Genomic DNA, 25,140 nt, shown 5'->3' on the forward strand with positions numbered 1-25,140 from the left:
ATTATGATAAAAGAAAATATTAAGATCTTATTTTTAGGAATTTCGTTTTTAAGTAGCAATCTATTGTTTGCACAACAAAAAAGCTTTAGCGGAATTTACCCTAATCTAGCAATGTACAATGATGAAGGTGAGTGCGGGACTGGTGCCGTTGTACCTTGGAATGATAAGCTGTATGTGATAACTTATGGGCCGCATTTACCCATTGGATCGTCCGATAAATTGTACATCATTGACAAATCAAAAAAACAACATGTCTACGAAGGAAGCGTAGGAGGTACGCCCGCGAATCGTATGATCCATAAAGAAACCAATAGTCTCTTTATTGGGCCTTACGTTATAGATAATAAAGGCGTTGTTACTACTATTTCACCATTCGATATGCCCGGACGTCACACTGGTTTAGCTAGGCATTTAACAGACCCAAAGAAGAAGATATATTTTGCGACAATGGAGGAAGGATTTTATGAGTATGACCTTACCTCAAAGAAAATTACTGAACTGTACACTGATGTTAATTTAAAAAGCGAAAGCTATTTAAAAAAGCTCCCAAAGTATCAGAATAAAAAACAGAATTTTGCTGATTTATTTGGCGCACATGGAAAAGGAGTGTATAGCGGACAAGGTGTTCTTGTCTATTCAAATAATGGCGAGTCTGGCGAAAAGGCTTTAAAGCAATATGATATACCAGCAGGCTCTCTATCTGAATGGGACGGTAAGTCTTGGAAATTAGTCCGTAGAAACCAGTTTGTTGAAGTTACAGGTCCAGGTGGAATCTACGGAAATAATGCAGACAACGATGCAATTTGGGCGACCGGTTGGGATCATAAATCAGTCTTGCTGGCGGTGAGAGATTCAAAAAAAGGTTGGTCTTTTTATAGACTTCCGAAAGCAAGCAGGAGCTACGACGGTGCTCACGGTTGGAATACAGAATGGCCGCGAATTCGCGAAATTGGTGACAGTAATGGTGATTATTTGATGACGATGCACGGAATGTTTTGGAAATTCCCTAAATCATTTACTTCATCAAACGCAAAGGGGATTAGGCCACGTTCATCATACCTTAAAGTTATTGGAGACTTCGCGAAATGGAATAATCAACTTGTATTTGGTTGCGATGACTCTGCACAAAAAGAATTTTTAAATAAAAGAAAGATCAAAGGAAATCTGGAAGGTGCTGGCCAATCTAATTCAAATCTATGGTTTGTCGATGAAGCTCAATTGGATTACTTCGGCTCGACAACTGCCGAGGGTGCTGTTTGGATAAATGATTCCTTGACAGAAAACCTAGTTTCAGAGCCGTTTCTCTTAGCTGGTTGGAAAAAGCGAAATATTTGGTTAAAAAATCATAATAATAAACCTGCAAAATTTGATCTGGAAGTAGACCTTGTCGGGAATGGAAAATGGACTCCTTACAAATCAATTAACGTAGCTGCTAACCACTCTATCAGCGAAGAAATGCCGGTTGATATCAAAGGCGAATGGATTAGGATTAAGGTTAGTGATTCTGGGAACTATTCTGCCATGTTTTCTTATCAAGGTGAAAACCTAGCAATTAAAGAGCTTGATTTATTTAACAACTTGTCGAAAATTGGAGATAACGAGTATTTGGGAGCATATCTGTACGCTTTAGGAAATAACCAGCGAAAATTGGGTGTTCTCTCAGGAAAAATTCAAGGTGAAACTTTTAATACAACTGGTTACTATGAGCTTAATAGTGATATGGAGCTAAAACCTGTTAATAATTCGGGAACCGTTGAAATCATTAAAAAGAACTTTGAAATTCCGAAAGACTTGGTTAGTGTCGAGGAAAGTTCCGTTTTGGTCGTTGATGATCTTGGACGAAGATGGCGATTTCCTAAATCAAAGGCCGCCTTTGACAAGCTAACTCGAAACGGTCTTACTAGATTAGCAAGGGAAGTAGCGACAGAGAGAGATTTGATGAATTTACATGGTACTTTTTTTGAACTTCCGGCAGAAAATGCCGACGGATTTGCAAAAGTTAGACCAATAGCGAGCCATGATATGGCGATACATGATTTTGCATCATATCGCGGATTGTTGGTTTTATCTGGAGTAAATCCAAAAGGAGATCAGGATAATATAATTCGGTCCGAGGACGGAAAAGCAGCTGTATGGGTCGGTGCAATTGATGATCTTTGGAAACTAGGGAAGCCAACAGGAAAGGGCGGGCCGTTGAGCAATACAAGCGTAAAAGCGAATGAAGTTAGTGATCCCTATCTTTTTGGATTTTACGATAAACGTAACATAGAATTATCTCATAATCTTCAGGAAGTCGTAGATTTCAAAATTCAACTTGATCCTTCGGGAAATGGAGAATGGTTCGATTATAAAACAGTTAAGGTTTTAGGTAATAAATCTGAACATTTTGTTTTCCCGTCAAACGTTGAAGCAAGATGGATGAGAGTCATCCTAAATAAAGCATGTAAGGCTAGTGCTATTTTGACATATGAATAGAATATTATTAATTGTTGCAATTGTGGGTTGTAATCTCTTTAATGTCGCGGCCCAATCTTGGACTGCCCTCAGCAAAGAGCAAGAACCCGTATTGACTCACACAGTTAATGATACCCTCAGTTTCCCTGTGTTTGTAGTTGAAGACGCTAGCACTAAAACTTTATACTACGGTACTCAACTACAAACCAATGTCTGTAACGACCAGATTTGTCTACCGATCGTGGTGAACCTATTCTGGGATCTATTGGGCAATTATCATCATTTCAGCAAAGAGGAGGATTTCCACTTCACAAAATTCGATCACCAGTATTTCGACCAAAAAGATTACGAGCGCTTGCAGGGCATCCTAATCGATAGCTTATCTCCCTTGCGTGATTACGACGTGGAAGATTTGCTGGATAAAGATGGAAAGAAATATTCTTTAGAAATCGACGCTGTGACGAAGCCTACTTCGCCCTTGTTTTCCAATGTAACAGTGCCAGGTGCCTTATACACCGTTTATACGCTTTGGCATATCGTCAATGGGCCGATTAAGCAGGAGCTACATGCGCTTGCGAATCAACAGTATCAGAAACGGAACTGGCAAAGCTATTTTGCGAAGTCGGAAATACCCGTTTATCAGGAATATTTCTTAAAGCATTTGGAGCCTACGGAAGCCACGAAGTATAAAGAAGAGATAATCAACCTTCTTTTTGCCCAAGATGACTTTATACCACACTACGCTATCGATGTTTTGGAAGCGGATGTGCTAAAAGATCCCAATCAATACAATTCTATCTTGAAACAATTGGATAGGATGAAACCACATGTAATAACTGAAATTATAAACTCTATTTCTGCTGCAAATGAGGAAACAAAAAGCATTTTAACAGCTTTTAGGGCAACTGAAAAGGCATCTCCCAAGCAGAAAGAACTAATCGCAAAAATTTTAAATTATGAAAAACAATAGAAGAGACTTTTTAAAAGCCATAGGAATTGGCTCTGGAGCTTTACTGGTGGATCCTGTAATTGCAAAATCACTCAGCGAGAAGCAAATTATAGAAAGTGAGCTGAAAGGACCAGAATCAGTATTTGCTATCCGTAATTTAGAAACCGACTATCTCGTAGCAGGAGGAGGGATGGCGGGCTTCTGTGCCGCGCTCGCTGCTGCTAGAAATGGTTTAAAGGTAATATTAATTCAAAATCGATCGAGATTAGGTGGCAATGCCAGTTCCGAGATACGTATGCATATTTGTGGCTCCACTGCTCTAGGACAAGTGTGGAGAGAAACAGGCTTGCTCGAAGAGGTGATGTTGACCGAATCGCATATCAACCCGCAGCGTTGCTGGGAAATGCTCGACTATGTGATGTATGATAAAATCGTATCGAATCCGAATATCACCTTATTGTTTGACAGCATGCTTTATAATGTCAAAACAAAAGGGAAGAAGATTGATGAAATACAAGCCTACTGTTCACAAACTGAAGAAATATACAATGTAAAGGCAAAGTACTTCGCCGATTGTACAGGCGATGGAACATTGGCAGCATTGGCAGGCGCGGAATTTATGCGCGGTCGTGAAGCAAAATCTGAATACAACGAAGCCCTCGGACTCGATGTACGCGACGATATCACGATGGGAAACAGCCTTCTCTTCCAATCGCAAAAACATGATAAACCTATGCCGTTTAAAGCACCTAGCTGGGCTCGAAAATATGAGTTCTCCGACTTTAAGCATCGTAGAATCCATTCCTGGGAGTACGGTTATTGGTGGATTGAGTTGGGTGGATTGGAAAATATTGTACATGATGGTCAAAAGATTCGCCACGATTTGATGGCGGTCGTATTTGGTGTATGGGATTACATCAAGAATTCCGGAAATCATCCCGAATCTGCAAACTGGGCTTTATCTTGGTTTGGATCCATCCCTGGAAAAAGAGAAAGCCGTCGCATTACCGGAGATTATGTCATGACACAAAACGATATCTTGAAACAAGAAAACTTCGAAGATCGCGTAGCCTATGGTGGCTGGCCATTGGATGACCACCTGCCGGCAGGGATGGACGATACTTCGCTCAGCCCATTCCGATCCATCGCTCTGAAAGGACCGTACTCTATACCATTACGTAGTTTGTACAGCAAGTCCTTCGACAATTTAATGATGGCCGGAAGGAACGTATCTGTATCTCATATCGCCCTTTCTACAACCCGTGTGATGGCAACCTGTGCGACGATGGGACAGGCGATCGGTACCGCAGCTGCCTTCTGTGTGAAGGAAAATCTGACTCCGCGAAAGCTATATGAAAACAAAGCAAAACTTAAAGAATATCAGCAGATTCTACTACGCCAAGATCAAGCGATACTGAAGGTGAAAAATGAAGATAATCTGGATTTGGCAAGGCAAGCAAAGGTTACTGCTTCTTCTGAACTAGCGGGTTTCGAAGCGAAAAAAGTTATCGATGGTTATAACCGTGACGTGCAAGATGGTGATAGCCATCAATGGCGAGCGAGCCTAGCTTCTGGCGAGCAATATATAGAGCTTAGTTGGAGCAAGCCTCAAAACTTGAAATCTGTAGAATTTACTTTCGATTCGGGTCTTAACCGTCATTTACGTTTATCCGGAGAAGCGAGTGTGATGAAAAACCAGAAGCGTGGACGACAGCCTGAAATGCTAATGGACTATAACCTAGAATTGTACGATGGCAGCACACTGGTGAAGAAAGAAGAGGTAACTGAAAATATCTTACGCAAAGTCGTACATAGCTTTGATGGTATCTCGGCAGATCGCGTCCGTTTAGTTGCAAAAAAAGCACAGGAAGACGAAAATGCACGCGTTTTTGAAATCAGATGTTATGCATAACAAATAATTCTGCTTAAATTTAGACCACAATGGAGAGCTTTACCTAAACCGTTTGCTCTCCATTTTTGTAATTGAACTACCAAAAAGAAAAATTATGATCGACTTAAATGGGATTAATGCGCTGACATTGATCTTTGCCTCGCTGCTTATTTTTGCTATTGCCTATCGATTCTATGGAATCTTTCTTGCCAATAAGGTGCTGCGATTAAACGCTAAAATTACGACACCCGCTGTCGAGTTTGCCGATGGACAAGACTATGTAAAAACAGATAAAAAGGTATTATTCGGACACCACTTCGCTGCCATCGCTGCCGCAGGACCGCTTGTAGGACCCGTTTTAGCCGCGCAGTTCGGTTATCTGCCAGGCGCCTTATGGATATTGATCGGCTGCGTATTGGGGGGTGGTGTGCACGATATGGTTGTTCTTTTCGCCTCCGTAAGGCATAAAGGGGAAAGCTTAGCGACCATTGCATCTAAGGAAATCTCTAAACCTATTGGTACAATTGCCGGACTTGCTGTATTGTTTATCTTGATATTAACCCTTGCGGGATTATCCCTTGCTTGTATTTCGGCAATGCACGAAGCGCCATGGTCCCTATTTACCATTATATTAACGATGCCAATTGCTATTATTATGGGGCTCATCATGCGTTATAGAGAAGGTTCAGTAACGTTTGCCAGTATCTTAGGCGGTGTACTTTTAATTGTCGGTATTATTTCAGGACATAACTTGATGGAGATGCCTGCCATCGCGAACCTGTTCAATTGGAGCATCGGCACCATATCTATTGCTATAGCTGTTTATGGTTTCTTCGCATCGGTATTGCCAATCTGGTTGCTTCTAGTGCCACGCGATTATCTATCTACTTACCTCAAAATCGGAACCATATTGATGTTGACCGTAGGGATTATCTTTGTTGCTCCAACCATTCAGATGCCTGCCTTTACGAGTTTTATTCATGGTGGTGGCCCAGTTATCGGGGGGCCGGTTTTACCGTTTATTTTCATTGTGATCGCGTGTGGTGCTATCTCCGGTTTTCACGCTATTATTGCTACCGGTACAACACCGAAGATGCTCGGCAATGAGCGTGAAATACTTTTTGTAGGCTATGGTGCGATGCTGGTAGAAGGCTTTGTCGCATTAATGGCTCTAATTGCTGCTTGTACATTAATGCCTGGAGATTATTTTGCAATCAATACACCTGTTGCTGCTTACGATCAATTCCTAGCCATGCATCCGGAATTACATGCAGTGGATTTACAACATTTTATCGACCGAATCGGTATTGATCTGCATGGAAGAACGGGAGGAGCCGTTTCTCTTGCTGTGGGTATGGCGCATATCTTCGACAAGGTTCCGTTTATGGACAACGTCATGGCCTACTGGTACAACTTTGCGATTATGTTTGAAGCGGTATTTATTCTAACAGCCATTGACGCCGGAACACGTGTCGGACGTTTCTTCCTTCAGGAAATGCTTGGCTCAGTAATTCCAGCATTTAAAGATAAGAACTGGTGGCCTGGTGTTATTCTATGTAGTGCTATCTTCACCTTCTCCTGGGGCTATCTGGTGTATACGGGCAACGTAAGCAGCATATGGCCATTATTCGGGATATCAAATCAATTGCTTGCTGCCTGCGGTCTGATCGTTTGTACAACGATGCTGATTCGTATGAACAGGAAGAAATACGCGCTCTGCGCCGCTATCCCCGGAATATTTATGGCAATCATCACTTTTTGGGCGGGCTATGTACAGGTGAAAGACATATATTTGCCAAATGAACAATACCTATTGGCGAGCCTTGCCGGAATAGCCATGCTGTTGATGGGAATTGTTTTCATCGGAACCTTTATCCGCTGGTCGCAACTGTTTAAAGTGAAAGAGCTGAAAGTTGATATGTATGGCGAAGAGGTAAAGGAACTGGTAGAAAGATAATCACACACATACTAAATGTTTACAATCCAACAAATTGATGACGCTCATGCGAAAGTAAAAACGGGTGCTGACTTCCCTAAGTACATCCAGGAAATCAAAGAATTAGGTGTAACCGCCTTTGATTTCCTGGTAAGCAATGGGGTAGAGGTTTATTATGGCGAAGAACCTTTTAAAGCAAATTCGCCCGTAAAATATGATCCCCTAAATATCAACGAAAACTTAAATGTTCAGCAATTTGCAAAGGAACTAAAAGAGCATCAAGAAGGAAAAACAGATTTTCCATACTTTGTGAAAATGTGCGCTGTCAATGGAATTGCTTCCTGGAAGGTGGATTTGGAAGAATATACTTGTACTTACTTTGATCTGGAAGGGGAAGAGGTGTTGCAGGAAGAGATCCCTGGGAACGGAGATGGTACTAACTACTATTCTGAACCAGGAAAGGAAGGATTTAAGGATTGGCAGGATCGGACTTCATAGGTCTTTATACTAAGTACTAACTACTAACTACTATTCTGAACCAGGAAAAAAAGGATTCAAGGATTATCAGGATCGAGAATAGCGTCGCATGACGAGGGTGATAGCGTACGTATCAGGAGACGTTTAGTGAAACGTCCCTACGCGGTTCGTCATAATTACCACCTATATAGTTCAAAACTGCATAGACGCCAATGCGTAGAAACACATCATACCCGATCCTGAGAATCCTTTAATCCTTTTTTTCCTGGTTCAGAAACAGCCACTTTTTTTCTTTCAACGTGATCCTGATAATCCTTGCATCCTTCATCACACACCATACCCGATCCCGACAATCCTTAAATCCTACCTTTCCTGGTTCAAGACCACTATTTATACCAAAGGAAAGGACAAGACACCAAACTCTTATATCTAATATCTATCATCTCAAATCTCAATTCAACTCAGTCCCAATATAAAGCCCTTTCAAACCCACTGTATAACCAATTCAGAACCCTTTCCAAAGGGCTAAACAATGGTTAAACATTGGGTCTACATAGTCATTCACCCAAACCAGTTAGGAACAAAAAAGCTGTACCATCTTTTGACGGTACAGCCCATTTTAATTACAAAAAATTATATTATGAAAATTATATTACAAGCTACTTTTTGATATCAAAGCGGTCAGCGTTCATTACTTTGTGCCATGCTGCAACGAAATCTTTAACAAATTTATCGTTAGCATCTGCTGAAGCATAAACCTCTGCAACTGCTCTTAATTCGGAATTCGATCCGAACAATAGGTCGTTGCGTGTTCCTGTCCATTTTACAGCGCCAGTTTTGCGGTCTCTGCCTTGATATAGCTCTTTGTCTGGACCAACGGCTTCCCATGCAGTATTCATGTCTAATAAATTCACAAGGAAATCGTTAGTTAATTGACCAGGTCTATCGGTGAATACACCATGCTTAGAACCGTCGTAGTTAGTTTCTAATACGCGCATACCTGCCAATAACACAACCAATTCAGGAGCTGTTAGAGTCAACAACTGTGCTTTGTCGATTAATAATTCCTCAGTGGATACCGTATATCTAGCTTTCTTGTAGTTACGGAAACCATCAGCAATAGGCTCTAAATAACCTACGGATTCGATGTCCGTTTGTTCTTGGCTGGCATCCATACGTCCCGGAGTGAATGGAACAGTAATCTGTACGCCTGCTCTTTTAGCTGCTTCTACAATACCGGTAGCACCTGCAAGGACGATTAAGTCAGCTAAAGACACTTTCTTACCATCGGCTTGTCCATTGTTGAAAGCAGTTTGGATTCCTTCTAGGGTATTCAATACTTTCTGCAGTTGAGCAGGATTGTTTACTTCCCAATCTTTCTGAGGTGCTAAGCGAATACGTGCGCCATTAGCCCCACCGCGTTTGTCAGAACCGCGGAAGGTAGAAGCTGACGCCCATGCTGTCGATACCATCTCGGCAATCGTTAATCCTGAATTCAAGATGTTGGCTTTCAATGCTGCGACATCATCTGCATTAACCAGTGGATGATTTACTGCAGGGATTGGATCTTGCCAAATCAGCTCTTCTGTAGGTACTTCAGGACCTAAGTATCTAGACGATGGTCCCATATCGCGGTGCGTTAATTTGAACCATGCACGTGCAAATGCATCTGCAAATAGATCAGCGTTTTCGTAAAAGCGTCTCGAGATCTTTTCGAATTCAGGATCTACACGAAGGGTGATATCTGTTGTCAACATCGTTGGACGTTGCTTTTTGTTCGGGTCGAATGCATGAGGGATGGTGTCTTCTGCATCTTTTGCTACCCATTGGTGTGCACCAGCAGGACTTTTAGTTAATTCCCACTCATAGCTGAATAGATTCTCGAAGAAATTATTGCTCCATTGGGTCGGAGTTGTTGTCCATGTTACTTCTAATCCACTTGTAATGGCATCTGCACCAACGCCAGAGCGGAAGCTGCTTTTCCAACCTAGACCTTGCAGTTCCATATCGGCTGCTTCTGGCTCTTTACCTACATTGTCTGCAGGACCCGCACCGTGTGTTTTACCGAAGGAGTGACCACCAGCGATCAATGCTACGGTTTCTTCATCATTCATCGCCATACGGCCAAAGGTATCACGAATATCTTTTGCCGCAGCAAGTGGATCCGGGTTACCATCCGGACCTTCTGGGTTTACATAAATAAGACCCATTTGCACCGCTGCTAGCGGATTTTCTAAGTCTCTGGAGTGAATTTTTCCGTCGGCATCATCGTCTGCTGAAAGTACGCCGTGTGCTTCTTCGACGCCTTCAGATCCATGTGAATAGCGGACGTCGCCCCCTAACCATGTTTTCTCTGATCCCCAGTATACATCTAATTCCGGTTCGAAAACATCCTCACGACCGCCGGCATAACCAAAGGTTTTGAAGCCCATAGATTCTAATGCGACGTTACCAGTAAGGATCAATAAATCGGCCCAGGAGATTTTCTTGCCGTATTTTTGTTTGATAGGCCATAATAGACGACGTGCCTTATCTAAGCTTACGTTATCTGGCCAGCTGTTTAAAGGTGCAAAACGTTGCTGTCCGGCTCCTGCACCCCCACGACCGTCGCCAACACGATAAGTTCCGGCGCTATGCCATGCCATACGGATAAATAGGGGACCGTAATGTCCGAAATCCGCAGGCCACCAGTCCTGAGAGTCGGTCATTAAATCATGAAGGTCTTTTTTTACTGCTGCTAAATCTAAACTTTCAAATTCTTTCGCATAATTAAAGTCAGTATCCATTGGATTAGACACATTTGAGTTTTGGCGAAGGAGTTCGATTTTTAGTCTATTGGGCCACCATTCCTGGTTGGAAGTGCCATCACCTGCAACCTTAATTTTGTTCATACTGCCATTATGAAATGGGCATTTGCTGATGTCGTTTGATCCGTTTTCCATTTGTGTAATTTTCTATTGAATGTTTTTATTTATTGTGTCTTATTTGGTCATAATAAGCGCATTAACGATTGTTGCGTACCTCTTTTGTAATCGCTTGATTAAAATTACCAAAAAGAACGCAAAGGATAATTATAGATTAGGCTTAAAGTATAGGATTTGCCTATTGAATCTTTAGATGTTAAATAGAGGTTATCTATATGCTTGGTTAATTAGTTCAGTCGACTCAATAGTCGAAATCGGGCAGAAGCTGGAGAATGAGAATGCAGTTTTTGAACTAGGCTTTGACTAATTCGATGTTCGGATGATCGGCAATAATTTCTAAGAGGATGTCCATATAAGTCTGTCCGTTTCCATTCTCTAGTTCATCAAGCGTTGCTTGTATGCTTTCCGTATCAAATACTTCGGGGTGCTTCAATTTTTCTTTATAAAAGTCTATCGTAAATTCTTTTCCGAATAGTTCCTTGTTGGCTTCAAAGTTTTTCCATATCAATCGGATAGGTTCATTCCCTTTGATTTTTCCAACACCGCCGTAAAGAATATCATTGATGGCGTCTAGGCTTTCGCCAATTTCCCAGTCTTCATCGCTCATAATTGCACGGTTGATTTCTTCAAACAATGACTTCTTGTTGTGTATGGCAAAACCATCGAAAATGATCTCTTTCTTCATGGTCTAGAATTTACGAAAAATTGCTGATTATGCGTAGGAATCGATATGCTTTTTCCCTCATATCGATACAAAAAGGAAAACAAGGGTAAAATAGATCCACAACAAAGTGAATAAGATATGAATGATTGTTTCTTTTACTTTTCCCCTCCATAGTTTTGGAGAGTAGATAAAAAACTGAAAGAGCAGGCGGAGGCCCAGAATATCGAAAAGCCTAGGCAGATTCGCTTTCCGAGTGAGGTTGACACGAGATCACTTGCTGATGACATACATAGAATTCCCATCAAGAAGAGGATGAAGGCAAGAAAGAAAGTATGGACCTGCATCATCTGCCGGTTGATCAGGCTTAGTCCCGCAAGTTCATTTTTCCAGTTGAAATAACGAGGAAAGATGATATGTATAGTAGCAAGCATTATTAAGAGAGCCCCGACGATGTTGATATGTACTTCCATTATAGACTAATGTGTAAGAATAAATGTTGAAATAAATGGATTATTCTTATGGAGTTCTTTCATCTTTAATCCAGCTTCTTCGAACACTGTTGTCCAATTGGCTTTACTATAGAAGTGAAAAAATCCAATTTGAAATGCTAAGAAGTTATTTGTATCTCTGAGATGTTCCGTGACCATTAATTTCCCTTCAGTAGCTAATACGCGCGATAGCTCTTTAAAAAACCTCGTCCTTTCTCGTTGTTCCCGTATTTCGTGTGCGGATAAAACGCATAAGATTAGATCGAATCTTTTATCTGAAAAGGGCAATTTATCCGTTTCTACCGAAATGGTTTCTTTCGGAGATGGATATCTTTCTCTCGCTGGTTTTATCGATACTTCCGTGTGCTTGTTTGGATTATAGAAGTCGATAATGCTTAAGGTGGTATTTGGTTTCTTGTTCTTGATCAGATCAGACGTTTCATCGAACCCCGCATTGACACTAAGTATCTGTTTTGGGTTTTCCTTTTCAATCCAGTGAAGCTGATAGAGATCTGAATAATCGTATACATAATAGGAGACAGCAAGCGACGCGAGAATGCCGAGCATGGTAAATCCAATTGTTGCATAGATGAAATATACTAGAATACCCGATAGAAACTGGCTAATGGCGATCAACAGCAGAATGCTGACAGCGGCGATAACATAGAAATGCCAGTTGAAACGAATGATATTCTTTATGCCTTGAAATGCCGTTCTGCTTACTTCCATTTCTCTATTCTTCCTTTCTTCCAATAGTAGGGTATATTATAAATGGCAAATGCGTTTGCTAGTTGATATTGGGATAATGATAGCTTTTCGAGGAAATCGAGCTGATGCTTTACTACTGCAATAGGTTTCGGATTCCAATCTTTTCTCACGCCTTCGATAATTAGAACCTCCTTCTTTGCTGCGTCAAAGCTAAAAGTGAATGGTAGCAAACCGGCATACCGCCGCGCTTCCTTCCAGGACTTAAATACTGAACCAGTAGGTAGCGGAATCTCCATGTCGGTATGGGCGATGCTGATGGAGAACTTCGACTTATCCGAAAAAATAGTTTCTTGTTGGTCGGAATGGATAGATTGAATATCGGTTGTCGTGTAACTGTACTTTGTAAAGATGTTGCCAAGGAATTCCATTCGCTTACTGTCGGTTTCAGACTTTAGGATATAAAGACCACGAAGTGTCCTTCCGCGATTATCGCGATATTTGACAAAAATGCGGTATCCGATCAGGAAGAAATCATTAGCAAATATTTTTGGAAAACCTTTGGGTTTTAAGTTCTTTGTCTGAACCATGGCTACGGCTATGAACGCCCATTGCTCGTCATATACGTCCAATTTTAAGCAGGGCGGAATGGTTTCGCTTAATTCATCTTTAGGAACTGCGAAAGTAAGCACCAGCGAGCGTTCGAAAAACGCCTCGACAGCGAAGGTGTGATTCTTTAGCGAAATCATGAGCTACTGTTGTTCTTCGTAGGTTTTAGTCTGAATTCCTTGAGGTAGATTAATACCATAAAGGCAAATGCGAAAACGATGTTCAGTCTTCCCCAAAGTAATAGATCTTTTGCGAATATTAATTCGATGATATTCATTACGCCAATGACTACAATCTGTGTGATGGCGCATAATCGTGCATTCCATCTGCTAAGTATCCACACTACCATCATAATTTCAGCTATGCCGATCAAAATGGTTAAGAGTCGGGCATGGGGTTCTCCCAAAATGCGCTCGACGATCTGCTGATGTCTCGGCACTAGGTTCAATATTTTGCATAGAAGTCCATTGATAAGCCAAACTAGCGCGATTAAACCCTGCAGTATGCTATATATAGGTAGTGATTTCAAGAATTGCTTAGCGAGGTTTAATGAGTTCTGATAAATTCTGTATAAGGGTTAAATCTGTAATGATTAAATATACAATTTTGGATTGAATGTCGCTAAGGAGTTTATTGCTCTCCGAAAGTTATCAAATTAGAATCTGGATCGAGGATGGAGAATTCCTTGCCCCAAGGTTTTTGCTGCAAAGGCGCGTTGGGGTGGATACTTATGTTTTTTTGGAGATACTGTTGATATAATGCGTCAATATTGTCGGTTCTGACATAGATCATACCGTAGTTCTCTTCTGGAATTAATTCCTTGAACTCGAAAAGGTGCAGCTCGATCTGATCTTTTTTAATCATCAGATAGCCTTCATAATCTCCACCAACCTGATTAAATCCGAGTTGATCGATGTAAAATGCTTTACTGATACGCATATCTCGCATTGGGATTTTGGGATGTATATTGGTCAGCATGGCTTAAATATTTTGGGATGTTTTGTATAGCTATTACTAATTTAATTTATTAATCGTATTTACTAGCCTCAATTGCGTAAAAAACTTTCATGCTTACATTGAAACGTCCTTCGTATTAAAGTTCTTAATAACCGTTGAAAAGAAAAACTTCCAAAATAAAATAGCACAGCCGGGATTCCTGAACGGAATTCTTTCCTCGGCGGTGCTATCTAATCTAAGCTAACGATCAGTCTTATCGTCCTAACCGCGCTCTATTTCGTTCCAAAGAGGGCTTTTTTAAGGCCCAGCGCCGCTAATTCTGTCGCGAATTTTACTGCAGGGATATGGTCTAGCGGATTAAGAAGTCCAAAATCATGGATAAAACCATTAAAGGTTTGTATTAATGTTGGGACGCCCGCTTCATCTAGCTTGCGTGCATAGTCCAGTCCTTCATCATAAAGGATATCGTTTTCTGCTAATTGAACCAAAGCAGGAGGTAGGCTTTTTAATTTGTCGAGTGGAGCATTGAAAGGTGTTGCGTAGTATTCCTTTCGTTTTTCCTCCTCAGGGAGATAATTGTCCCACATCCACTTCATCATATTGGCCGTTAAGAAACGCTCTTCCGCATACTCTTTAAATGAAGCGCGATTGAAGTCCGCATCAGTAACCGGCCATAACAACAGTTGAAACTTGATGGCAGGACCGCCTTTATCTTTCGCCATTAAACAGGTTACCGCACTCATATTACCACCAACACTATTTCCCGCGATAGCGAGATTTTTGCCATCAACGCCGATTTCATCGCCATGCTCAGCAACCCATTCGGTTACAGCATATATCTCGTTGATCGCTGTTGGATATTTTGCTTCCGGCGATCTAGAATAGTCAACAAATACAGCCGCAGCGCCAGAATGCACCACAAGATCGCGAACTAACCGCTTGTGAGTCGGATAGTCGCCCAATACCCAGCCACCACCATGGATAAAGATAAATACTGGTAGCTTTTCGTCCTTCTTGTCGCTTGGTTTGATCACAATAGATTTAACGGTTAAGCCAGCTTTGCTGATCTCCATTTCTTTTTCTATAATACCAGATACATCTACCTCAACGGATTTCTGTGCATCTTCAAGTACTTTTCGACCTTCCTCAGGAGTCATTTCTTCCATAGGCTTGCCACCTGAACTATTTAATTCTTTCAAAAATGCTCTGATATCCTTACTGATTTTCGGGTCTTTTTCTGCTTTAATTGCCATAGTTTATTGGGGTTTAGTAAAAGGATTTCAAATCGCGATTATCACAAGTTGATTTTCCTTGATCCTAAGGATATAACAAGAGGGATGAGTAATTGTTAGGGATTTTTTGATTTTTTAAGATATTCCGAAACGATTCTACCATCTTAGAACGCGCTATCTTAGCTTAATTTATGATCAATGAAATTCCTATTGGTACTGGCATGCGCTCAGTCCATCTTCCCAGAACAGCTACAATGGCATTTATATTTTGGAAGAAACGAATATTAGTTAATTATCATCTCTGTTTCCAATACGATTTTGTCAAAAGAATAAACGGGATGTCGGCTTTCAATTAGGTGGATAAGCTTTTCCATCGCCGCACGCCCCATTTCAAAAGCTGGTTGCCGAATGCAGGTAAAATCTCTATATAACATATTAAGGGTGTCAGAATTTGAAAAGCCGGCAATAGCAGGGGGAGGGTCTAAAGGTTTTACCTGATGATACGCTTGAATACAACCCATACTGAGACGGTCACTTGCAACAAATATTGCATCCACCTCTCTATCATGATTGAATAAATAACCGACTGCTTCTTCAATTTCTTGCTGATTCCTTCCTCCAGAAACGCAGTATCTAACCAGCGATTTATCGAAGGGTAGATCATTCTGCTGTAGTGCTTGCTTAAAACCTTCTAATCGTTCTTTAGTGATAGATAGATGTGGGGCGTTGGCTAAGTGAGCAATATTCTTGTACCCTCTGTCAATTAATGACTGTGTTGCCTGTCTTGCTCCTTCTTTATTATTTGCAGTTACCGTATGAGTTTCGAATTCATTGATAATCCTATCGAAGAATACAAATGGTAAACCTCGCGTATGAAGATCGACTATATGAGAGAAATCCATTGATTCTGCTGACATTGAAATCAGCAGACCATCAACCGAACTGTTTGCTAGATGTTGAATATTCAGCACCTCTCTTTCGTACGAATCGTGGCTTTGAGACAAGATCACATGATAGCCCTTACTATACGCAACAGATTCAATTCCGCTTATTACTTGTGAGAAAAAGCTGTTCTCGACTTCGCAAACTACGACGCCGATAGTATAACTCCGACCTCGACGCAAACTTGATGCGTTGGGATTCCTTTTATACATATGCTTCTCGGCATATTGAATAATACGCTTCTTGGTTTCTTCATTAATCTCATAACTATCGCTTAATGCTCGGGATACCGTAGATGGCGATATAGCTAATGCTTGAGCAATATCCTTGATCGTAATTGGCTTATACATAGATTATAGTGGTTGATTATAAGAAGATAATTAAAATTAGCGAGAACTTCACTCACTAATGCAATCGTTGCCGGTATCGATTGCGTAGATTTTGTGCGAACTATGCTGTATGCTAAAGGATAAGATTCCTTAAATTAAATTACTGTAACGAATTCGTACAGTTGCAACCTAGCTAACCGATATAAAACAATTATGATAAAAAGAACTATTAACTTTCGAGGAGTGCCCATCGTTGTATTGTTCATGATGATAGGCTTTTTATCTTTCGCCCAGGAGAGGATAATTCGTGGGAAGATTACAGATATGGAGGGAAATGCCCTAGAAGGAGTAAGTATTAAACTTAAAGATATTGCAGGTGCAGGAACTTTATCAGCAAATGATGGGTCATTCTCTTTGGAAGCATCATCTGATGCTAAAGTTTTACAAATTAGCAATGTCGGTTATAATTCAAAAGAAATCAACATCGCTCCATCCGAGTCGTTTTTAACAATTACCCTAGAAGCAACGACTCAAGATTTTGAGGAAGTTGTTGTAGTTGGATACGGCGCAATGAAGAAAAGGGACTTGACCGGAGCTGTCGCATCAGTTAATGCGAAAGATCTGAATACCATTCCTGCAGGAAATCCTTTGGAAGCGCTTCAAGGGAAAATATCTGGAGTCGACATTGGTGCTGTTACCTCTCCAGGGTCGGCGCCAAGAATCCGCATTCGCGGTAACAGGTCTTTGAATGCAAGTAATGAACCTCTTTATGTTGTCGATGGAATTCCAAGAAACTCAATTGATGATATCCCTGTGAATGATATAGAGTCTATGGAAGTATTGAAAGATGCTGCATCCACGGCTATCTATGGAAGCCGAGGTGCTAATGGTGTGGTGTTGGTCTCTACGCGACGTGCAAAAGCAAATAGCCCAACTTCAATTTCTTATAATACCTATGTCGGGATGAATAGGGCCCGTTTTCCGAATATGATGAGCGGCGAAGAGTATGTAAAGTTTCGAAGAGACGTCTTTAGAGCAAGCCATAACAATGGCTGGGAATCAGGGATTCCGAAAGACGAGGATGTATTCGCACCTGCAGAGCTTGAAATTGTTAAAGGTGGGCAGTTTGTCGATTGGCAGGATCTTATGTATAGAAAGCAAAGCATGAACCAAGAACATAACATTAGTGTTGCGCACGGCTCAGAGAAAACACAAATGATGATTTTAGCAGGATATCGTGATGAAGAAGGCTATTATAAGACAAATGATTTCAAAAGTTACAATTTAAGTGTCAATCTTGACCATCGCATCAATGACGAGTTGAAAATCGGATTGTCGTCTCGTCTTTCAAATAGCGATCGAAATTTATTCTGGGCGCCTGATGTAAATCTTTTGTATATGAATCCAACGGCCACACCGTACGATGCAGAAGGTAATATGATATGGAATCCTTCAGTGCAGCAAACGGCGGCTTGGAATATACTGGCAAACTACCAAGAACCATATATCAATAACGATAATTACATTAAAAGCTTTAACGTATTATATGCAGAGCAGTTTTTTTGATGGATTTAAGCTTCGATCTAATTTCGGACTTGATCTAGCACAACAGAAACGTCGTGAATACTATGGATCAATGACCACGTTACGTTATGGTCGTGCTGATTACGCTCGCAAGGCTGACGAATCGCGGATTGGAATCCTTTGGGACAACATATTGAGCTACGACAAAACCTTTGGTAAGCACAGTTATAATGGAACTTTCGTTGTTAGTTATCAGCAGCAGAAAACTAACGGTTTCTTTGCATCGGGAGAAGGATTCCCAGGTGAGGAACTTGAAGATTGGAATCTCAATTCTGCAACCCAAAATATCTTGATTGGAAGTGATTATGAAAAATGGACACTTGGTTCGCTACTTGGACGATTTCAATATGGATATGCTAATAAATACCTCCTTAATTTCTCTTTTAGAGCAGATGGTTCTTCTGTGTTGGCAGATGGTTCTTCTGTGTTGGCGGATGGGAATAAATGGGGCTATTTTCCGGCAGTGTCTGCAGCCTGGGTAATCAACGAAGAGGAATTCTTTGATTCGAAAATAGTGAACTCTTTAAAGTTAAGAGGAAGCTACGGTGTGGTGGGTAATTCCGCAATTGCCCCATATTCAACTTTAGCCAATACAATGCAAGCGACTTATAACTTTGGAGAAAAAACCTATTATGGATACAAGTTGGGAGGTTTGGTAAATAAAGAATTGGGATGGGAGTATTCTGGTACTTATAATTTTGGTTTAGACTTCGGACTTTGGTCCAATCGCCTTAGTGGAACCTTAGAGTTTTACAAAACAGCAACAACGGATTTACTAATGAAGAGAAGCTTACCAGATTTTTCAGGATCTGAAAGTCCTGGCTCATCAGGTGTTGGATCGTCTCCAGCTAGCGTTTTCCAAAATATTGGTAGTACAAGTAATACAGGTTTCGAAGCGATGGTTACTTCAAACAATATCGTTAGAGATAATTTTTCATGGAGTACAACTCTCAATTTCTACACTAATCGAGAAAAAATCGTCAGTCTTTTGACAGACGAGGATATGGTTGGAAATAAGTGGTTTATCGGTTCTCCTATCGGTGTGTTTTATGATTACGATAAATTAGGAATATGGCAATCCGAAGAAAAGGACGCAGCAGCGGTTTATCAAAGAAAACCTGGAGATCCAAAACTTAGAGACGTCAATAACGACGGGGTAATCGATGCTGATCACGATCGAGTAGTATTGGGCCAGACGTCTCCAAAATTTGGAGGCTTCATAAGAAATAGCTTTACTTATCGAGGTTTTAACCTTGCTATCGCCTTGGAGGGTAAATTTGGCCATCTTGTAGAGAGCAGCATGCTTGGAGGTAATATATTCTATGATGGTACAAGATGGGGACCACAGGCTCTAGCCGGTAATTATTGGACACCAGATAATCCGAGTGGCGAATACCCGTATCTAAACCGTGCCGTAGAACAGAGAGCAAATCTTTTTGGTATCCGTAAAGCAGGTTACATCAATGTTCAAGAAATCTCCTTAGGATATTCATTTAGCGAAAAAGTTGGTCCTTTCAAAACACTTAATTTGTATGGTCGTGCTAGAAATCCTTTCTATTTATATAAGCAAGATAAAGACCTGGATCCTCAATCGCCAAATTTCGATTATTCTGCATATCGTGTTTTTGTATTGGGATTAAACTTAACTCTATAAAAGTATTGACATGAAAAAAAATAAATATATAAGCTTTAATATTTGCCTTGCTATTCTTATCGGTTCCACTATTTCTTGTAGCAAAATGTTAGAAGAAGAACCGAAAGGTATGATCAACGAAACATTTTTGGCAACTGAAAGTGGGTTGAAAAACCTCTCCATTTCTCAATATTTTCAGTGTCGGAATATAGTTGAGGATTTACGATTTACTGGTGTCTACCCTTCTGATATTACGACCTATTCAGTGAACAGCGTCGATGCAATAGAAATTGGATCTGGTAATACCAGTAACATGCCTACGCTAGGAGCTTTTTCTACTTTTTGGCGACACCTATATGCTGGAGTCAACAACATGGATTTTGGATTAGAGTCTTTGGAAACTGTAGCTTTTAATGGTTCGGAAACTGTTAGAGGAGAGCTGAGTTTCTTTAGAGCGTGGTTCAATTTGATGATAGTAGAAAGCTGGGGGACAGGAGCACATTTTGCTGAAAAATCTACCAATTCAATACTTACTGATGGTAATCAACAGCCTATTGAAGTATTTTACAAGCGCATCTTAAGTGATATCAACACTGCGATAGTGGACCTGCCGCTTAGTTCTGCCGAACGCGGACGCCTAACAAAACCTGCCGCGGAGGCAATGAAAACCCGCATCTTATTGGCTTTAGCTGGATATAATCAGACCGTGATTACTGCGTCGGGATATGATAGCAAAGAGAAACTTTACACGGAAGCCAAGCAACTGGCCGACAATGTCATCAATAACTATCAGTACAGTTTATTGCCTAATTTCGAAGATATATTCGACGTGAAGAATGAAGGCAACGCTGAAACAATCTGGGCTGTTCAGTTCTCTGCAGAGGATAAATTTAACACAAGCGATTTGTCGACTGGAGGACATGGTTTACATCGATATTGGGTAGGAAATTATAATCGTTCTGCCAGAACCGGACAAATCGTACCTAGAATGTATGGACACTTCATTTATTATGGACGTGAATACCGACATGCGATGATGACGAGATACTTTTTAAAATTGTTTAACGCTTCTGAAGATAAGAGGACCGAGGGAACAATTCAAACCGCTTGGAGAGCACTCTGGAATGAAAGTACACAATCGGAGAGTGATTACGGTGTGCCTTTCAAGGATGGAAAACCCACGGATACCGTGCTTTTTAAACCTTTATACGATGTCGATGAAGCCACCGCTCAGGCTTATGCTAAGCGTGGTATTGCTATTGATGGCTTAAACCATATTTATGATGCCAATGGTACTCCAAAACCTGCTGCGAGAAGTTGGCACCATACAATGACTAAACATTTAGATCCGTCGAGAAAAGTGCCAAAAGAGGCAGCTTCGCATAAGGACGTCATCATATTGCGTTTAGGAGAAATATACTTAAATGCAGCTGAATGCGCATACAATTTGAATGACAAAGCAGGGGCAGCGAACTACATCCACAAATTAAGAGAAAGAGCACGAAAGACTTCTACATCTCTTCCTGTCAGCGCCTCTAACATTACATTAGATTTTCTGCTTGATGAGCGAGCAAGAGAACTAGGGGGCGAGATGCTTCGATGGTTTGATTTGAAACGGACTCATAAGTTGGCGGAAAGATCAAAGGCATTTAATCCTGATGCTGTCGGAGTACAAGATATTCATGAACTGCGACCTGTTCCTCAATCTGAATTGGATAAAGTGACTAATCGGGATCAATTTGTTCAAAATCCAGGTTATCCAAGCAAATAATTGTTTAAAAATTGCACAATAAATTGAAATATTCGAGAGATTGTTTTTCATATCTTGGACTCACTAAAGCTCTGAATTTTTAAATAATTGCCGTTTCATATCTTTGATAGCAAAGAAAGGTCGCTACTACTTCTAAAAAGCATTGATGAAGAATATTCTAAACATACTCCTAATACTATGTGTGATACTAAACTCATGTGCGCCATCTAAAAGCCTGCAGAACCGAAATACAAAAGCAGAAAGGTTCTCCATTATTGAGGTTCCTGCCAGCCAACGCGTTGACATTCTTTTGGATGGAAAGCGCTATACCTCATACATGTATGCCGATAGTTTGAAAAAACCAATACTTTTTCCTTTGATGACAAAAAATGGAAATTTTGTTACTAGAGGATGGCCAATCGAGCCTCGTGCCAACGAACGGACTGACCATCCTCATCAAATGGGGCTTTGGTTTAATTATGGTGATGTCAATGGTTTAGATTTTTGGAATAACTCCACATCTAGATCGCCAAATGAAAGAATGAAGTATGGTGCTATCGTTCATCAGAAGGTGAATAGCATTGCGGCCAGCAACAATAGTGCGTTGCTTCGAGTTTCGAAACTCTGGCTGTCCCCAACGTCAGAACCTCTATTGAGTGAAGAATGTACTTATAAATTCCAAGTTTCTAAGGAAGGGCAAATTATGATTAGCATTCGTGTTAGCTTGAATGCTTTGCGAGATGTTAACTTTGATGATAATAAAGAAGGATTACTCGCCATTCGAGTGGCAAGAGAACTGGAGCAACCCTATATGCAGAAAACGACCTTTACGGACGCCTACGGGATAGAAGATTCCGTAGCTAGGGTCGATAATCAGGGAGTTACAGGTGTTTATTACAGCAGCGAAGGGAAAGTAGGGGATGATGTATTTGGAACTCGAGGTCGTTGGGCAATGTTGAACGGGGTCATCCATAAAGAAGAAGTAAGTCTTATTATCCTAGATCATCCCCAAAACGTTGGATATCCAAGCTATTGGTTTGCGCGAGGGTATGGCTTATTTGCAGCTAACCCTCTCGGTCAAAGAGTGTTTAGCAAAGGCCAAGAAGAACTGAAATATAAACTCGCAAAAGGCGAGTCCGCAGTGTTTAAGTATCAAGTTGTGATCCATTCCGGAAGCCATCTCGACTCTCAAACTGCTGATCAGTTTTCGAGGGATTTTGCCAATCAGTAACCTTTTAGTTTTTCTTTCTTGCCATCCAACCCATGTAGATTGTGCTCTGAAAGAACTTGGTCGGCTCTTCGAATCCGGCTTCAGTAAAAAGCTCTATTATCCTTTGTTCCGAGACATGGTGTAGCTCACGATAAATGCGGTCCAAGCGTTTAGCAATTTCATTTTGATCCATATCGGGAGGAAGCAGTTGCTCGAGGATCTCTAAATTCTTTCTGATTTCCATGTCGTTTCCTGTAATATCTAGCATGATCAATAAAGCTTTCGGCTCTAATCGGATAGAAATATCGCGAAGTAAATCCAGCTTGCGACCATCATCCTTCAGGAAGTGAAGCACCAATATCAGTGTTGCAGCATTAAATTGATGATCTATGGTCAGTTGAGAAACCAAGACTTCTTTCAGTACGATATCTTCATAGTCTTTTAACTTATGAGTGGCCTGAGCAATCATTTCTGGGGAGGGGTTAATGCCCATAATTGAGCCATTATAACCATTCTGCTTGAGTACCAAAATCTCATTTCCTGTTCCACAACCGACTGCTAATAGTTTATCATTTGTCGAATCGTTGAAAAGATGTGGGATCATATTGAGGAAAACATTATAGTTTGGTATCCAGTTCTTGACGAAACTATCGTATACTGTTGCCCGCTCATTTTCGAATAATTCAAACTTCTCCATTTATATAAACTTAATTCATTGTAAATACAATGTAATATTAGTTAAAATATTAATACAGTTGTTCTGTTGTGGAAAATAAAACTGTTAATGTGTGAAAAGGAATCGTGAGTATAGAATATTATCTTATCTACTAGGATTAAGTGTCCACAAAATAGCTTTCTCTTTCGTTGCTCTAAAAATAGTCGCATGGCTTTCTTTAGGTTCATCAGCATAATGCCATTGGATATTGGACGATTTCTCCTTTTCGAGAATGTCAGCTAATTGTTTCGTGAATGTTGAAATATCCTCCGCACCGGAACCGGCAAACCAGATTCTTTTTCCGTCTTCGGGAAATTTAGATAGATGATCCTTGGCCGTTCCCACCAAATAATGATTATTCCACCAAAGTGAGGGGTCAAAAGCAATGTAGTTAGTGAACATAGTTGGAGCTAGAAAAAATGTCTCCATCACAAAAAGACCCGATGCTGACTCCCCAATAATGCTTCTCTCAGAGGTTCTTCGATAGCGTTTATCGATCTCTGGGAATAGTTCCTTCGCTATAAATGCTCTAAATTTATCCGCCCCGCCTACTACAGGGGCGATCTCTTTATCTTTTTCTACTTCCGTAAATCCAGTTAGGTCTCTTCTGCGTTCGGTATTTTCGATTCCAACCAGAATCAAAGGCTCTATTTTCTCTTCTTTGACAAGTTTTGCTAAGGTATTCGCGATATGAGGAAAATCTTCCTTGATTCCGCCGTCCGCCATATACATCACCGCTAAGGAATCTTGACCGGCGTTATAGGAGTCCGGCACCCAAACATTGATCGTCCTAACTTCGCCAACCTGTGAGGAATTGATTGTGAAAGTTTCGTGAGTGGGAATAGGATCGCTGGGCGCTGTCGGACCAGAACAGCTTGTAAACAGGGTGACCATTATGAGTAATAGATAGTGTAATTTCATAATAAAAGTTTTTTGAAAATTAGTTTATTTTCAAAACGTTTCCAAAAAATGAAACGTTGACATATCCATCCTCATTTATTTTATCTTTGGAAACTGCTGGATCCATATTCAAGAAAATAATATCGCTTCAGCATTTTCGTATAATTCAAAATCTTCATAGGCGCGTAAATGATGGGTTCGAAATATTTATCAATACTCTTGTATAGTTTAATTGTATTACTTTTTCAAAACGGTTGCACCAATAAGCAGGAGGTTCAAAACAACGAGAAACAATATATTTTTATTGATGGAAGAGATACAACCCGAATTAGAATCACAACCTATCCAACTCGTTTCCATGGCGAAATGACAAGTTCCGGGCCGGGCGGTTTCTTTGTTTCTGGTGAAATTCAAGGAAATGCAAAAGGAGACACCCTAGTAGGAGATTATAACTATAGGCCATACAAATGGCGAGAGAAGAAAAGGGTGCCATTCGCGATATTGTTGAAGGATGGTAAGTATCTAGAAGGAAAGGGTAAACAACTTATTTATATGGGAATTCCATATTTTGTCGAAGGAACGATTTCTTTTGACGATCCGGAAAGGGTCTTTGTCCCTGAGTGAGGGATTGGTTCAGCCCCGCAAACCCCATACACAACCCTGAACCTTCCAGAATCGAACCCCCGGCCGACGCAAGGTCCGAACCCTCACTACGCAAAAAATCCCTCATCTTGCGATGAAGGATTTTTCTGCGGAGAGTGAGGGATTGGTTCGGATCAAGCTGAATTCTT

The 25,140-nt window shown here is 40.8% G+C and carries 20 protein-coding genes; 10 read left to right on the top strand and 10 right to left on the bottom strand.

Annotation, left to right across the window (positions count from 1 at the left end):
- The first annotated feature begins 3 nt into the window (after window positions 1-3).
- The 5 genes from B2400_RS06450 to B2400_RS06470 all read left to right on the top strand — a co-directional run bounded on the left by B2400_RS06450 (window position 4) and on the right by B2400_RS06470 (window position 7,728).
- On the top strand, window positions 4-2,475 hold the full coding sequence (locus B2400_RS06450; protein WP_293931937.1) for a hypothetical protein: 2,472 nt from the start codon (window positions 4-6) through the stop codon (window positions 2,473-2,475).
- Window positions 2,468-3,424: a hypothetical protein gene (locus B2400_RS06455; protein WP_293931939.1), complete on the top strand. Its 957-nt coding sequence runs from the start codon at window positions 2,468-2,470 to the stop codon at window positions 3,422-3,424. The genes B2400_RS06450 and B2400_RS06455 overlap by 8 nt, the downstream gene beginning before the upstream one ends.
- On the top strand, window positions 3,411-5,315 hold the full coding sequence (locus B2400_RS06460; RefSeq protein ID WP_293931941.1) for an FAD-dependent oxidoreductase: 1,905 nt from the start codon (window positions 3,411-3,413) through the stop codon (window positions 5,313-5,315). Before B2400_RS06455 ends, B2400_RS06460 begins: the two co-directional genes overlap by 14 nt.
- 94 nt (window positions 5,316-5,409) lie before the next feature.
- Complete coding sequence (locus B2400_RS06465; RefSeq protein WP_187773828.1) at window positions 5,410-7,251, top strand: carbon starvation CstA family protein; 1,842 nt, start codon at window positions 5,410-5,412, stop codon at window positions 7,249-7,251.
- Between the two features lie 15 nt (window positions 7,252-7,266).
- The gene (locus B2400_RS06470; protein ID WP_149526003.1) at window positions 7,267-7,728 is read left to right on the top strand and encodes a DUF1398 domain-containing protein; all 462 of its coding nucleotides are present in this window, start codon (window positions 7,267-7,269) and stop codon (window positions 7,726-7,728) included.
- Between the two features lie 638 nt (window positions 7,729-8,366).
- Here the strand turns inward: B2400_RS06470 and katG are convergent.
- The 8 genes from katG to B2400_RS06510 all read right to left on the bottom strand — a co-directional run bounded on the left by katG (window position 8,367) and on the right by B2400_RS06510 (window position 16,578).
- Window positions 8,367-10,649 carry a catalase/peroxidase HPI gene (gene katG / locus B2400_RS06475; RefSeq protein ID WP_293931944.1) on the bottom strand — a complete coding sequence of 761 codons (2,283 nt, stop codon included), beginning with the start codon at window positions 10,647-10,649 and terminating at the stop codon, window positions 8,367-8,369.
- 274 nt (window positions 10,650-10,923) lie between these two features.
- Complete coding sequence (locus tag B2400_RS06480) at window positions 10,924-11,316, bottom strand: barstar family protein (protein ID WP_149526001.1); 393 nt, start codon at window positions 11,314-11,316, stop codon at window positions 10,924-10,926.
- Window positions 11,317-11,771: 455 nt separating this feature from the next.
- Window positions 11,772-12,512: a class I SAM-dependent methyltransferase gene (locus B2400_RS06485; RefSeq protein ID WP_293931947.1), complete on the bottom strand. Its 741-nt coding sequence runs from the start codon at window positions 12,510-12,512 to the stop codon at window positions 11,772-11,774.
- Window positions 12,503-13,237 (bottom strand): DUF2071 domain-containing protein, encoded by a 735-nt coding sequence (locus B2400_RS06490; protein WP_293931949.1) that lies wholly within the window; start codon window positions 13,235-13,237, stop codon window positions 12,503-12,505. The genes B2400_RS06485 and B2400_RS06490 overlap by 10 nt, the downstream gene beginning before the upstream one ends.
- On the bottom strand, window positions 13,234-13,626 hold the full coding sequence (locus tag B2400_RS06495; RefSeq protein WP_293931951.1) for a DoxX-like family protein: 393 nt from the start codon (window positions 13,624-13,626) through the stop codon (window positions 13,234-13,236). The genes B2400_RS06490 and B2400_RS06495 overlap by 4 nt, the downstream gene beginning before the upstream one ends.
- A 101-nt stretch (window positions 13,627-13,727) precedes the next feature.
- The gene (locus B2400_RS06500; protein ID WP_293931953.1) at window positions 13,728-14,075 is read right to left on the bottom strand and encodes a bleomycin resistance protein; all 348 of its coding nucleotides are present in this window, start codon (window positions 14,073-14,075) and stop codon (window positions 13,728-13,730) included.
- 251 nt (window positions 14,076-14,326) lie between these two features.
- Window positions 14,327-15,307 carry an alpha/beta hydrolase gene (locus tag B2400_RS06505; RefSeq protein WP_293931955.1) on the bottom strand — a complete coding sequence of 327 codons (981 nt, stop codon included), beginning with the start codon at window positions 15,305-15,307 and terminating at the stop codon, window positions 14,327-14,329.
- Between the two features lie 263 nt (window positions 15,308-15,570).
- The gene (locus tag B2400_RS06510) at window positions 15,571-16,578 is read right to left on the bottom strand and encodes a LacI family DNA-binding transcriptional regulator (RefSeq protein WP_293931957.1); all 1,008 of its coding nucleotides are present in this window, start codon (window positions 16,576-16,578) and stop codon (window positions 15,571-15,573) included.
- A 192-nt stretch (window positions 16,579-16,770) separates the two neighbouring features.
- Here B2400_RS06510 and B2400_RS06515 point away from each other — a divergent pair, with 192 nt between their 5' ends.
- The 4 genes from B2400_RS06515 to B2400_RS06530 all read left to right on the top strand — a co-directional run bounded on the left by B2400_RS06515 (window position 16,771) and on the right by B2400_RS06530 (window position 22,755).
- The gene (locus B2400_RS06515) at window positions 16,771-18,123 is read left to right on the top strand and encodes a SusC/RagA family TonB-linked outer membrane protein (RefSeq protein ID WP_293931959.1); all 1,353 of its coding nucleotides are present in this window, start codon (window positions 16,771-16,773) and stop codon (window positions 18,121-18,123) included.
- Window positions 18,104-19,795, top strand: coding sequence for a SusC/RagA family TonB-linked outer membrane protein (locus tag B2400_RS06520; RefSeq protein ID WP_293931961.1), 1,692 nt, complete (start codon window positions 18,104-18,106; stop codon window positions 19,793-19,795). Before B2400_RS06515 ends, B2400_RS06520 begins: the two co-directional genes overlap by 20 nt.
- 85 nt (window positions 19,796-19,880) lie before the next feature.
- Entirely contained in the window at window positions 19,881-21,545 is a 1,665-nt protein-coding gene (locus tag B2400_RS06525) for a RagB/SusD family nutrient uptake outer membrane protein (RefSeq protein WP_293931963.1), read from the top strand.
- Between the two features lie 145 nt (window positions 21,546-21,690).
- Window positions 21,691-22,755, top strand: coding sequence for a PmoA family protein (locus tag B2400_RS06530; protein WP_293931964.1), 1,065 nt, complete (start codon window positions 21,691-21,693; stop codon window positions 22,753-22,755).
- A 4-nt stretch (window positions 22,756-22,759) separates the two neighbouring features.
- Here the strand turns inward: B2400_RS06530 and B2400_RS06535 are convergent, their stop codons facing one another.
- Together B2400_RS06535 and B2400_RS06540 are read right to left on the bottom strand one after the other, a co-directional pair.
- Window positions 22,760-23,431 (bottom strand): class I SAM-dependent methyltransferase, encoded by a 672-nt coding sequence (locus tag B2400_RS06535; protein WP_293931966.1) that lies wholly within the window; start codon window positions 23,429-23,431, stop codon window positions 22,760-22,762.
- Window positions 23,432-23,554: 123 nt separating this feature from the next.
- Entirely contained in the window at window positions 23,555-24,370 is an 816-nt protein-coding gene (locus tag B2400_RS06540) for an alpha/beta hydrolase (RefSeq protein WP_293931968.1), read from the bottom strand.
- 198 nt (window positions 24,371-24,568) lie between these two features.
- Here B2400_RS06540 and B2400_RS06545 point away from each other — a divergent pair, with 198 nt between their 5' ends.
- Window positions 24,569-24,973, top strand: a complete 405-nt coding sequence (locus tag B2400_RS06545) for a hypothetical protein (protein WP_187773826.1) — start codon at window positions 24,569-24,571, stop codon at window positions 24,971-24,973.
- Window positions 24,974-25,140 lie beyond the last annotated feature (167 nt).

Source organism: Sphingobacterium sp. UBA6645, from assembly GCF_002455685.1.
In the GTDB taxonomy this organism is placed as follows: domain Bacteria; phylum Bacteroidota; class Bacteroidia; order Sphingobacteriales; family Sphingobacteriaceae; genus Sphingobacterium; species Sphingobacterium hotanense.